An 11,559-nucleotide genomic window follows, 5' to 3' on the forward strand; every position below is an offset into this window, starting at 1 on the left:
GCCTGGTTTAAAAAGCTTTCGACTGGGACTAAAGACTGTTATAATAGGAAGTAAGACTTAAGGAGGCGGGTGCGATGACAGGAGAGGGCTTTAAACGTGTGAGGCAGATGGTCTATATGATCCTCTTAGCCGGAATGGTAGTGGTTTTGGGGCTTGTGGACCAGTCGTCTGCTTTTGAGAGTCATGCCAAGCTGACCAACCAAGTGCCGGCTTTGAAAGCAAATGAACGCCCCAGCCAGGGTAAGCTCCAGGTAGCGGGCGCTGACCAATTGGAGGCTAGGTTCGGAGGCCAATTAGACCAAGTCCTTGCTGAGATGCCTGACTCTATCGACCCCAAGGACTGGCGCTTGATCCTTGTCAACCGCCAGGCGCTCCTAGATAAGGAACCAGATTTTGAAGCTGCCCAGACGCCAGAAGGTCAAGTCTATGACCAGCGCCTCCAAGGGGACCTGGAAGCCCTCATGGCCGATGCCCGAGCGGCGGGCTATGACCTGCGCACCATCTCGGCCTTCCGCTCCATCGAATCCCAGGCCTACAACCGCCAGCACCAATATGAGACCTATCTCAACCAGGGCAAGTCCAAGGAAGAAGCCGAGCGGATGACGGATGCCTACATCGCACCGGAGCGGGCGACGGAACATGCGACGGGTCTGGCCTTCGACTGGTTGAGCCAGGCTTGGCTGGACCAGGGTGGAGGCCTTGATGACAGCTTCGTCGAGGATCCAGCGGCCCAGTGGTTAGCTGACAACGCTCATAAGTATGGCTTCATTTTGCGCTATCTCAAGGATCGTGAAGCCATTACGGGTTATGAATTCGAACCCTGGCACTACCGCTATGTTGGTAGAGAACACGCCGCCTTTATCCAGCGATATGGGTTGACCCTAGAAGAATACTTGCAACTGGCCCGCTACCGGGACCAAGTTAAGTCAGGATCTTAGGCCAAATGTTTGGAACTTATGTTATAATAAGCCGTGACAATGAATATTTAGGCTTCGACTGAGCCGGAATCGGGGAAAAACTTGTATGAATCACAAAGGAACAAAGACCATTGAGACACAGAACTTGCTCTTGCGCAAGTTTGATGTGTCTGACTATGAACAGATGTATCAGAATTGGGCAGGGGATAGCCAGCTGACCCAGTACGCCAGTTGGGGTGTCCATGAGTCCAAGCGTACCACCAAGAAGCTCTTGGAACACTGGCAGCCCAAGCGCACTAACGATAAAATTTACCGCTGGGGAGTGGAAGACAAAGCTAGTCAGGCCCTTATTGGTGAAATCCACGTGAAACGGATCGTTAAAAAGATTGCGACCTGTGAACTGGAATTTCTCTTCGCCCAGTCGGACCAGCGCACCGAATTGGGGGCGGAAGCGGTCCGGACAGTTACCCACTTCCTCTTCGACGCTGTTCAAGCGGAACGGGTCCAAGTAGGAATTGACGTGGAGGACCAGGCCAACCAAGCCATCCTAGAAGCCTGCGACTACCAGGAAGAAGGCGTCCAGAAACGCGGCTTAGCCAACAACCGCGGGATCGTTGACCGGCGCTGGTTTGCGGTCGTCAAAGCGAATAAAGACTAAAAAGGGCCCCAGCAGGCCTCTTTTTTATGGGGAAGTGTAGTTCTCTAGAGGCCGACTTCGAAAGCGGAAGGGATGTTCACTCGCACAATTTGTCACTTGCTGTGAATACGGGTTGGCCATCCAATGTACTTTTGATCAAATAAATAAACTAGCACTTTTGGCGGTTATTCCTTGCAGAGTCTGTTATAATAAGACTGTTAGCGTTTCAATAGCTTGACTAGGAGGGTGGAGGCGAGACCATGCGTTTGGATGAATTATATACCCGTTTGAATCATTTGGCTTTCATTGAGAATTATTATGTGACGACCAAGGAGTGGGAGGGCGAGAGTTTTCGTGTCTTGAAGATTTATGATGATGACAGTAAGCTAGCGGAGGTCAACTTGGACCAGCCCTATATGCTGCGGACGAGCTTCCAGGGCTTCAATAACCGACAAATCTTAGAAAAACAGGCCCTCTTAAAGCTCTTAGTGGACTTCACCATGACACCAGTTGACCAGCGCCAGTCTGACCTCTATTACGCTTATTATTACGACCTCTCGAATATTACACACTTCATCAAGCGCCTGGCCAATAATCGCTTGGCCGATGACATGATTCCCATGGCTTATTTCCGGACCCTATCCGATGACGAGAAGCAAAAATACCTCTTTAATTCGGCGGAATTTGATGACTTTCCAACGGACTATAAGCCCCGCTTTACCCCAGACTCTTTTGTCAAAGTGATGTCTCTGGAAGAGATGGAGGAATCTTTGGAGGAACGCTTTCCTGCTGGGCCCTTGGATGATTAATCAAGAGTGATCGGTAAAAGGCATCACTGACCCTATGCCCAGCCTTGAACTTTGACCAAGGGCCGATTACAATAATTACTGGTGTCTTTGACCGGTAATCATTATTCCGAATTAAGGGGAAATATTATGAATCAAGATCAAGAACATTTACTAAAAGAAATTGAACAATTACTTGTGGGCAATTATAGCCAGGCCATTAGCGAAGTGGGCCAAAAATTGGTGGAAAATATTGTCCTGATCCGTAACGAAGAATTCCTTTCGAAATTAGAGGATTTGCTCTATGAAGCTTATCCTGAAGAGACCTTGAAGAATCGCAAGCGTTATGATGACTCGGACAAGCACTCCGACAATATCTTAATGGCTAAGATCGACGAGATGTTAGCGGCGGGTGAGGTGACAGAGGCGCGCTTTGCCATGGAAGACTTCATCCGTAGCCTAGATTCTGACTTTGACCAGTACAATCCTAAACCTGGCCAGCGTCACTTGAGTATCTTTGACTTGGTGGGGCGTTTTGAATTCTTGCTCCACGAAGAAGCGGGCATGCAGCTCTTGCCGACCCACCGCGACTTCAGCAAGATCTATCAGACCTATGCCAAGGTCCTGCTCCAGGCTAATGAGCGCAAGGAAGCGGCGGACGCCTACCAACAGGCCCTGCTCTGGCACCCTTACCAAGTGGCGATGATCTATGACTTGGCGGCTCTCTACCTGGATATGGACCAGTACGGCATGGCCTATGCCATGATCCTAAAAGGCCTGAAGTATTCAATCGAACGGTCAGCCTTGGCCCGAGGTTATGCCTGCTTGGCGAAATTCTACGCCGGCAAGGGGGACTTAGAAGCTGCCCTGAACTTTGCTAAGATTAGCCTGCGTTGGAAGGAGAATGAGGGCGCGACCGACCTGCTCGAATCGCTCAAGGAAGAGGGCCTGGAAGTTGAAGAGCCCTTGACCAATAAGGAAGTGGCACAGATCCTCCAAGACTACAAGTTGGACCAGTTCCCTTCCGATGCCGCCCTCTGCAAGCTGGTCAACATGGCCCAAGCAGCAGTAGAACTGGGCAATATGAAGACAGCCCGCTTCTACTTTAAGCTCTACCAGTCCCTAACCCAGGACCAGGAAGTCGCTGCCGATGCTGTGATCGCCAACCTACAACGTCAATTAAATATGTAGAAATTGAAGAGCCTCCAAGGACATTGACTTGTCTTTGGAGGCTTTTTTGTTTTGGGAGGGGAATCTGTTTCGCTTTTGAATTTAGGTCGAGGGCTTTAAGTTTTATTTCGGTTCCGTAATTGTTATACTTAAGTTAAGTCAAGAAAAGGAGGAATTTATTTTATGTCAGAGAAGAAAGTGGCAGTGATTACAGGTGGGGCCCAGGGCTTAGGCAAGGCTATCGCCCAGCAATTAGCGGCGGATGGCTTTGACCTGGTCTTAGCGGATATCGATCGCGATACCTTAGAAGCTACCCAGAAAGAATTTGCAGACCAAGGCATCGAGGCGGCTATTAAGGAAGCGGATGTGAGCAAGCTCCAAGATCAGAAGGACCTGGCGGCTTATGCGGTGGACCAATTTGGCCGTTTAGATGTCTTCGTAAATAATGCTGGGATTGAAGGACGTGTCGCTCCTCTGATCGATCTGGAAGAGGAAGATCTGGGGGCGCTCTTCGATATCAATATTAAGGGGACCATCTACGGGATCCAAGCCGCAGCCAAGCAGATGAAGGAACTTGGCATTAAGGGTAAGATTATCAATGCCTCCAGTATTGCGGGACGCGAAGGTTTTGAAATGCTCAGTGCCTACTCAGCGACTAAATTCGCGGTGAGTGGTCTGACCCAGACCGCAGCCAAGGAATTAGCAGATGATGGAATTACCGTCAATGCTTATGCGCCAGGGATCGCTGGCACCGGCATGTGGGACCGCCTAGATGAAAAATTCGCGGAACTGACTGGTGCTGAAAGAGGGGAGACCTTCAAGGAACAGGTGGCCAATATTGCGCTCGGCCGCACCCAAGAACCAGAAGATGTGGCTAATTTAGTCTCCTTCCTCGCCTCAGAAAAAGCGGACTATATTACCGGTCAAATCATTGTGACCGATGGCGGCATGGTCTTCCAATAAGATTGCCTTAAAGAAAGATAGAAAGGCCTACCTCCCGACCTTGAATGCCGGGTGTTGTCAATCCACATTGGGGGCCTCTAGTGTGGCTTGGCTGATGGCAATCCACACTCGGAGCTTTTGCTTGTGGATTGACCTGTTTGTACAGGGACTTGCTCATACCCTAGTCGGGTTCGAGGATGCAGAAAGGGCTCCTCTTCGCAAAGATCCGTCGAAGACTTGCAGTCTTCTCTGGCTCTTTGCTCCAGAGGTCCCTTTCTCCCGCATCCTCTCGCACCCTTTCTAGTCGGGTTCAGGCTAGCAGAAATAGCTCCTCTTCACCAAAATCCGTCGAAGGCCTCTTGGCCTTCTCTGGCTTTTGGCTCCAGAGGTCTATTTCTCCCGCTAGCCTTCACACCCTAAAGTCGGGTTCGAGGATGCAGAAAGGGCTCCTCTTCGCAAAGATCCGTCGAAGACTTGCAGTCTTCTCTGGCTCTTTGCTCCAGAGGTCCCTTTCTCCCGCATCCTCTCGCACCCTTTCTAGTCGGGTTCGGGCGCGCAGCTTCCTTGTCACTTCACATAAAGCCGTCGAAGGTTTTCAACCTTCTCTGGCTTTATGCTCCAGTGAAAGGAAGCTACCCGCGCGCCCTCACACCCTTTCTAGTCGGGTTCAGGCTAGCAGAAATAGCTCCTCTTCACCAAAATCCGTCGAAGGCCTCTTGGCCTTCTCTGGCTTTTGGCTCCAGAGGTCTATTTCTCCCGCTAGCCTTCACACCCTAAAGTCGGGTTCGAGGATGCAGAAAGGGCTCCTCTTCGCAAAGATCCGTCGAAGACTTGCAGTCTTCTCTGGCTCTTTGCTCCAGAGGTCCCTTTCTCCCGCATCCTCTCGCACCCTTCTTTTATTTCGCGTCGTGTGGTCTGTAATGGTAGTGTTTGATGAAGGAGCGGTAGAAGTTGCTGTAGTCTTTGAAGCCGGCGTTTTTCCAGGAGTGGCTGATGGATTGGCCTTTTTTGATGCAGTCGTGGGCGTAGCTGAGGCGTTTGGTGATGAGGTATTGGTAGAGGGTGTCGTGGTAATATTTTTGGAAGATACGGTTGACGGTTGAAGTCGAGATATTGAAGCGTTTGGCGGTGTCTTGGAGGGTGAGGGGTTCGTTGAAGTGGTCGTCGACGTATTGCTTGATGTCGCTGGCCAGTTGGTCGCGCTTGGTATGTTCGTGGAGCAGGGGGTCGTTGGGCGACTGGTAGATTTGGCAGGTTTCGAGGAAGAGCAGGCTAGCCAGGTGGAAGATAATCTTCTGCTGGTAGAGGGTAGCTTTTTCCGCTTGAACTTGTTTGAGCTGGCCGAAGAGGTCGAGGAAGACTTGCCAGTTATTTTCGCTCACGGGGAGGATGCGCAGTTGACTGAAGACTTGGATGAGGTCAGTGGTGTCGATGAAGGTATGGTTGATCTCATCGAGATAGTTATCCCCAATGGAGAGGACATAGCCATAGAATTGAGGGGAAGCGTAGTGTTGGCCTGCCTCGAGTTTGAGGTCAATGCTTGAAGGAATGACGATGATTTGCTTGGGCTCGACTTCAAGTGACTGCTGGTTGACGGTGATCCGTAGCGCCTTAGTGACAAAAACGAGCTCGTGGCGGTGGAAGGAAGAGCGGTTATATTGGTCGATGAAGTCTTCATCCATCGCGGTTGCTTTAATTCGAAAGGGGACTTGTCGGTCGGTCATTAGTTTAAGCCTCCAATTGTTGTATATGATAGATACTATTTTATACTAAAACCGATTTTATTCAAGTTAGTGAAGTTAAAAATAAGCAGCTAAAATCACTCCATTCCAAGCAAAAAGCCAGCTGGAAAAGCTGGCTGAAAGTCATACTATTTGTTTAAAAGGCCGAGTTCGTCCATTTGTTCTTTTAATTTATTTACAGTTTCTGCTTGGGGTTGGCCCAAGGGGAGACGGGTTGGGCCGACTTCGAAGCCCTGGATAGCTAGGGCTGCTTTGACGGGGATGGGGTTGGGTTCGCAGAAGAGGGTGTCGATTAGAGGTTTGAACTTGGCTTGGAGCTCGCGGGCCTTGGCGAAGTCGCCGTCGAGGGCGGCGTGGATCATGTCGTGGACTTCTTTAGGGGCGATATTGGCCAGAACAGAGATCACGCCTTGACCGCCCAGGCTCATCAGGGGTACAGCGGTATCATCGTTGCCTGAGTACACGTCTACCTGGTCGCCGCAGTAGTGGAGGTTGTCAACGGCGTGGTTGAAGTTACCGGTGGCATCTTTGAGGCCGACAATATTTTCAAAGTCATCGATGAGGCGACGGAGGGTTTGCGGCGCAATGCCCATGCCGGTCCGACCTGGCACATCGTATAAGATGATAGGTATATTTACTGCCTTGGCGATGGCAGCGAAGTGTTGGTAGAGGCCTTCTTGGTTGGTTTTGAGATAATAGGGCGTAACAGAGAGCAAGGCGTCAGCACCAGCTGCTTCACATTCCTTGGAGAGGTTGACTCCGTGGCGGGTGTCGTTAGAACCAGCGCCGGCAATGACAGGGACGCGCTGGTCGACAACTTCTATACAGTAACGGATGAGATCAATCTGTTCCTCATCGGTTTGGTTGCTGGCTTCGCCGGTTGTTCCGGCCACAATGATGGCGTCGGTTCCTGCTTCGATTTGGCGTTCAACGAGTTGGCGGAAGACCTCATAGTTAATTTCACGCGCTTCTGTATCCTGGTAGGGGGTAACAATGGCCACCCCAGATCCTCTATAAATAGACATTTGTTTTTCCTCCTTAATGGTTAAACAGCTTAGTAAAATAGAAAAAGCTAAGATTCTGGAATCTTAGCTTACTTGGGTATGCCTATACAAAGTCAGCGTGTATGGTTCACGGGCCCAAGTAGGATAAGTCCTCCAAAATAAGAATGGGCTTCTCATTTGACAGTGACAGCCTTGTTCAGTACTGCCCCCAGCAAGCAAGCTTGCTTCGGCGCTGACCCCTTTCGTTTCCTAATGATGGTGAGCGCGGCCTCTATATCTCTACTTTTCTATTGCTATTAATCTAACATAGCCACTATTAATAGTCAAGGATAAAACGGTTAAAGGACTTTAATCTTGGTAGTCCCGGGGTAGGCGCTGGCTTAAGAGGCAGAAGGTCTCATAGGCGATGGTGCCGGCATGAGCGGCGACGTCCTCAGCCCGGATGACCTGGCCCTGGTTTTCACCGATGAGGGTGACCTTGGTGCCGATGGGGTAGGCTTGGTCGAGGCGGACCATGCACTGGTCCATGCAGACCCGGCCAACGATAGGGCAGGCCTGGCCTTGGACGAGAACTTCAAGTCCTGAATAGGCTCTCAGCCAGCCGTCCGCATAGCCGATAGGGAGGGTGGCAATCCATTCATCCTGGCTAGCGGTATAGGTGGCCCCGTAGCCGACTGTTTCGCCAGCATGCATCTGCTTGACATAGGCAATTTCTGTCTCTAGGCTGAGGGCGGGCTCCAAGGCATAGGGAAGGTCTTCTGCCCCGTTCGACGGATTGGCGCCGTAGAGGGCAATTCCCAAACGTACCATGTCCAGGGTCTCATCCGGATACCAGAGGGCCATGGCGCTGTTGGATTGGTGGAAGAGAGGAGCTTGGGGGAGTTGGCTACAATCGATAGCCTGGCGGATGTCTTGGAAGGCTTGGACTTGGGCAGCCTGCTTGCTTTTGCCTTGGGGGTCCTGGCTATCTGCCGTCGCAAAATGGGTGAAGATGCCCTTGAGCGTGAAAGCCTTGGGATGAGCGGCAATCCAGTCGATGGCAGCTTGCAAGCTCTGACTATCGAGGAAGCCAATCCGCCCCATGCCGGAATCAACAGCTAAGTGGATCTCTAGGGCAGGGTAAGTGCAAGCTTCGAGTTCTTCCGTCACCGCTTCTAGCCAGTCTATCCGGCTGACCGTCACGGCGATCTGAGCCTGGGCCATTTCCAGGGCATCGGAAGCTGGGATCACCCCTAAGACCATGATATTGTTTTGGATACCGGCTTGGCGGAGTTCGAGGGCTTCATCGGTTAGGGCCACACAGAAACCATCGGCACCGGCTTCTTCCAAGGCCTGGCTGACGGCCTTAGCTCCGTGTCCATAAGCATCTGCCTTGACCGTGGCATAGACCAGCTTGCCTGGGGCTAGGGATTGCTTAATCCCTCGGTAGTTCTGTATAATAGCATCTAGGGAAATCTTAGCGCGGCTAGCGCGGCGATAAGCAGTAACCATTGGATGTGATTCACTTCTTTCTATTCATTGGTCAAATAAGAGACTTACTCTTATTTTAGCATTGCCCATGAGAAAATATGATTAAATTTCACTTAGGAGGTTCTATGGTTAAGATTTGTTTTATTTGTTTAGGTAATATTTGCCGGTCTCCCATGGCGGAAGCCTTGATGCGCGAGGAAGTTATGCAGCGCGGTTGGGAGGATAGGGTTTTGGTGGAATCAGCAGCGACAGGAGATTGGAACCTGGGTTCAGCTCCCCACCCCGGCACCGCCAACCTGTTAGCAGCTAAGGGCATCAGCACGGACAATATGTATGCCAGCCTGTTGGAAGCCGGTGACGTCGACCGCTACGACTACTTAATCGGCATGGACGACAGCAATATCGAAAATATTGAGAAAATTGTTGGCACTAGCGACAAGGTCTACCAATTATTGGACTTCACTGACCAGCCTGGACCGATCGCCGACCCTTATTATACCGGGAACTTTGACCTGACCTATGATTTGGTCACAAAGGGCATCCAGGGCCTCTGCCAGCACCTAGAAGCGACTTATCCCGAATTGCGCGACTAGTATAGAGAGGAAAAACTGCCAGCCAAGGAATAAATCGCCTTGCCTAGCAGTTTTTTTGTGGAAATTTTTTGGAGAGGCGTGTTGAACTTGCGAACGACGATCTCCTTAGCAAGTTGCCCAGGTCCAAATGCAAAACGGATGCTCAAAAGTAATTACTAAACAAAAGCAGCTCTCCCCTAGCCAACCTGGACCGGAGAGAGCTGCTTTCTTTTTTATCTTATTTATCTTAGTCCAGGGCGTCCACGGCAGCCTTGAGCTCGTCAATGCGGTCGGTCCGCTCCCAAGGGAAGTAGGGGCCTTCTGCATGGCGGCCGAAGTGTCCGTAGGCGGCAGTGGGCTCATAGATGGCTTGGCGCAGGTCCAGGCTGTCGATGATACCGCGTGGGGACAGGTCAAAAATCTGCCGGACGGCTTGGGTGATTTTCTCCTTGGCCACGGTTTCGGTGCCGAATGTATCGATATTGATGGAAACAGGTTGGGCAACCCCGATGGCGTAGGCGAGTTGGATTTCGCACCGGCTGGCCAGTTGGCTAGCAACGATGTTTTTCGCAATGTAGCGGGCCATATATGAGGCACTCCGGTCAACTTTGGTGGCGTCCTTACCGGAGAAGGCGCCGCCCCCGTGGCGTGCCATGCCGCCGTAGGTATCCACAATAATCTTCCGTCCCGTTAGACCAGCATCTCCCTTGGGTCCGCCGATAACAAAGCGGCCAGTTGGGTTGATGTAGTACTTGGTCTCGTCATCTAAGAGATGGCTTGGGATGACTTCCTTGATCAGGTGCTTGTGGATGTCAGCTTCAATTTGTTCCAGGGGTGTTGATTCCGCATGTTGGGTGGAAACGACAATGGTGTCGACGCGAACAGTTTTTTTGTTCTCGTCATATTCCACGGTAACCTGGGTCTTGCCGTCGGGACGCAGGTAGGGCAGGATCTCTTCGTGGCGAAGGTAGGCCAGGTGCTCGGCCAAGCGGTGGGCCAGTTGGATAGGCAGGGGCATGAAGTCTTCGGTTTCGTCGCAGGCAAAGCCAAACATCAGGCCCTGGTCCCCAGCACCGAGCGCTTCTTCGCCTTCTTTACCCCGGATTTCGAGGGCCTGGTCGACCCCTTGCGCGATATCAGGGGATTGCTGGTCGAGCGCGACCATTACGTTGAGGTTCTCTGCGTCGAAGCCGTATTTGCCCCGGGTGTAGCCAATATTTTTGACGGTCTCGCGGACAATGGTCTGGAAGTCGAGATTGGCTTGGCTGGAGATTTCACCGAAGATCACAACCAGGCCGGTATTCACAATGGTCTCACAAGCTACCCGGCTGTTAGGGTCCTGGCTGAGGGCTGCATCCAGGACAGCGTCACTGATCTGGTCAGCGATTTTGTCGGGATGGCCTTCGGTAACACTCTCACTGGTAAATAAATAATAGTTTTGTAACATTTTGTCCTCCTTAATGGGCAAGGATATTTTCTGTTTTATTCCTTGTCTATTCTAGCATGTAATTGTAAAGCTGGGAATGGTCAAATAATATCTTGAAAGTTCGTTAAAAATTCAAACATAGTCGGTAAAATAAAAGCAAAGTGTGTCTGCCTGGTCCACTGGGGCGGGCTAGACGCCAAAATAGAGAGGAGGGGACCAAGTGAAACGCGCAAGCTACCGCAAGGCCAAGGCGGAACTCGCCAAGGAAAAAGAACGCGCCAAAAAGAAAGGCCAAGCCTTATTCGATACCCACTACCAGCAGGAAACCACAATCTACGCGACGGATGACCGCAAGCGAGACCGGGAAGCCGTCGATTCCAAAACGCGGGAGATCGACCTGGATACCAATGAAATCTTCTATGACCGCGAGCGCAAGCGCCAGTGGTTCTGGTCGGATAGCCAGCATGGTGCCTACCGCATCTTGGCCCTGGGATTGGTTGTCGTGACCCTGGTCCTGCTCTGGTTCATCGGTCCCTTCGTGATCAGCTACCTGCGCGGCCTCTTCCACCAAGCCCAGCTCTGGTTTTAGTGGCGAGGCAGGAGGGGATGACTGGTAAGACCGACTAAAGGCAGTCTTATGCTCTTTGTTCTAGAGCTTTATTTCTTCCGCTAGCCTTCACAGCTTAGTTGGGGTTAAGTAATTTGCGCTCAGACTTGCTGAATGCAAAATGATAGCGGTTATTTGCGTTCAGAGCTGCTGAGTACAAAATGGCAGCTGCAATTGTGCTCAGAACTGCCATATGCAAATCAGACAGCTAGAACCTTGTTTGACACCATTCCAATTACTAAAAGCTAACCGATCTTGCTCTCACCCTAGTTGGGTTCGCAAAGGCA

At 51.2% G+C, this 11,559-nt stretch carries 11 protein-coding genes and 1 riboswitch; of the genes, 7 read left to right on the top strand and 4 right to left on the bottom strand.

What is annotated here, in order from left to right:
- Nucleotides 1-74 precede the first annotated feature (74 nt).
- From HMPREF2626_RS06725 to HMPREF2626_RS06745, 5 genes are all read left to right on the top strand, one after another.
- Nucleotides 75-938, top strand: coding sequence for a M15 family metallopeptidase (locus tag HMPREF2626_RS06725; protein WP_070619145.1), 864 nt, complete (start codon nucleotides 75-77; stop codon nucleotides 936-938).
- An 85-nt stretch (nucleotides 939-1,023) separates the two neighbouring features.
- The gene (locus HMPREF2626_RS06730) at nucleotides 1,024-1,575 is read left to right on the top strand and encodes a GNAT family N-acetyltransferase (protein WP_070619148.1); all 552 of its coding nucleotides are present in this window, start codon (nucleotides 1,024-1,026) and stop codon (nucleotides 1,573-1,575) included.
- A 239-nt stretch (nucleotides 1,576-1,814) separates the two neighbouring features.
- Nucleotides 1,815-2,363, top strand: a complete 549-nt coding sequence (locus tag HMPREF2626_RS06735; RefSeq protein WP_067972573.1) for a hypothetical protein — start codon at nucleotides 1,815-1,817, stop codon at nucleotides 2,361-2,363.
- A gap of 126 nt (nucleotides 2,364-2,489) precedes the next feature.
- The gene (locus HMPREF2626_RS06740) at nucleotides 2,490-3,530 is read left to right on the top strand and encodes a tetratricopeptide repeat protein (RefSeq protein WP_070619151.1); all 1,041 of its coding nucleotides are present in this window, start codon (nucleotides 2,490-2,492) and stop codon (nucleotides 3,528-3,530) included.
- Nucleotides 3,531-3,692: 162 nt separating this feature from the next.
- Nucleotides 3,693-4,472 carry an acetoin reductase gene (locus HMPREF2626_RS06745; protein ID WP_070619154.1) on the top strand — a complete coding sequence of 260 codons (780 nt, stop codon included), beginning with the start codon at nucleotides 3,693-3,695 and terminating at the stop codon, nucleotides 4,470-4,472.
- An 875-nt stretch (nucleotides 4,473-5,347) separates the two neighbouring features.
- Here HMPREF2626_RS06745 and HMPREF2626_RS06750 read toward each other — a convergent pair.
- The 3 genes from HMPREF2626_RS06750 to alr form a co-directional block, all read right to left on the bottom strand.
- Nucleotides 5,348-6,175, bottom strand: coding sequence for a helix-turn-helix domain-containing protein (locus tag HMPREF2626_RS06750; protein WP_070619157.1), 828 nt, complete (start codon nucleotides 6,173-6,175; stop codon nucleotides 5,348-5,350).
- Between the two features lie 146 nt (nucleotides 6,176-6,321).
- A complete protein-coding gene (gene dapA / locus HMPREF2626_RS06755) occupies nucleotides 6,322-7,218 on the bottom strand; it encodes a 4-hydroxy-tetrahydrodipicolinate synthase (protein ID WP_070619160.1) in 897 nt (298 codons plus the stop codon).
- Between the two features lie 118 nt (nucleotides 7,219-7,336).
- A riboswitch (Lysine riboswitch) is annotated at nucleotides 7,337-7,479 on the bottom strand.
- Nucleotides 7,480-7,545: 66 nt separating this feature from the next.
- Nucleotides 7,546-8,688, bottom strand: coding sequence for an alanine racemase (alr, locus tag HMPREF2626_RS06760; RefSeq protein ID WP_070619163.1), 1,143 nt, complete (start codon nucleotides 8,686-8,688; stop codon nucleotides 7,546-7,548).
- 104 nt (nucleotides 8,689-8,792) lie between these two features.
- Here alr and HMPREF2626_RS06765 point away from each other — a divergent pair, with 104 nt between their 5' ends.
- Nucleotides 8,793-9,260: a low molecular weight protein-tyrosine-phosphatase gene (locus HMPREF2626_RS06765; RefSeq protein WP_070619166.1), complete on the top strand. Its 468-nt coding sequence runs from the start codon at nucleotides 8,793-8,795 to the stop codon at nucleotides 9,258-9,260.
- A 226-nt stretch (nucleotides 9,261-9,486) separates the two neighbouring features.
- Here the strand turns inward: HMPREF2626_RS06765 and metK are convergent, their stop codons facing one another.
- Nucleotides 9,487-10,686, bottom strand: a complete 1,200-nt coding sequence (gene metK / locus HMPREF2626_RS06770; RefSeq protein WP_070619168.1) for a methionine adenosyltransferase — start codon at nucleotides 10,684-10,686, stop codon at nucleotides 9,487-9,489.
- 199 nt (nucleotides 10,687-10,885) lie between these two features.
- Between metK and HMPREF2626_RS06775 the strand changes: the two genes are divergently transcribed.
- Nucleotides 10,886-11,254 (top strand): hypothetical protein, encoded by a 369-nt coding sequence (locus HMPREF2626_RS06775; RefSeq protein WP_070619170.1) that lies wholly within the window; start codon nucleotides 10,886-10,888, stop codon nucleotides 11,252-11,254.
- Nucleotides 11,255-11,559 lie beyond the last annotated feature (305 nt).

This window comes from Aerococcus sp. HMSC062A02 (assembly GCF_001809535.1).
Classification (GTDB): Bacteria; Bacillota; Bacilli; order Lactobacillales; family Aerococcaceae; genus Aerococcus.

Coding starts and splice junctions, on each gene's coding strand:
- HMPREF2626_RS06765 (WP_070619166.1), top strand. CDS start 8,793: ATGGTTAAGATTTGTTTTATTTGTTTAGGTAATATTTGCCGGTCTCCC.
- HMPREF2626_RS06745 (WP_070619154.1), top strand. CDS start 3,693: ATGTCAGAGAAGAAAGTGGCAGTGATTACAGGTGGGGCCCAGGGCTTA.
- metK (WP_070619168.1), bottom strand. CDS start 10,686: ATGTTACAAAACTATTATTTATTTACCAGTGAGAGTGTTACCGAAGGC.
- HMPREF2626_RS06735 (WP_067972573.1), top strand. CDS start 1,815: ATGCGTTTGGATGAATTATATACCCGTTTGAATCATTTGGCTTTCATT.
- alr (WP_070619163.1), bottom strand. CDS start 8,688: ATGGTTACTGCTTATCGCCGCGCTAGCCGCGCTAAGATTTCCCTAGAT.
- HMPREF2626_RS06750 (WP_070619157.1), bottom strand. CDS start 6,175: ATGACCGACCGACAAGTCCCCTTTCGAATTAAAGCAACCGCGATGGAT.
- HMPREF2626_RS06740 (WP_070619151.1), top strand. CDS start 2,490: ATGAATCAAGATCAAGAACATTTACTAAAAGAAATTGAACAATTACTT.
- HMPREF2626_RS06725 (WP_070619145.1), top strand. CDS start 75: ATGACAGGAGAGGGCTTTAAACGTGTGAGGCAGATGGTCTATATGATC.
- dapA (WP_070619160.1), bottom strand. CDS start 7,218: ATGTCTATTTATAGAGGATCTGGGGTGGCCATTGTTACCCCCTACCAG.
- HMPREF2626_RS06730 (WP_070619148.1), top strand. CDS start 1,024: ATGAATCACAAAGGAACAAAGACCATTGAGACACAGAACTTGCTCTTG.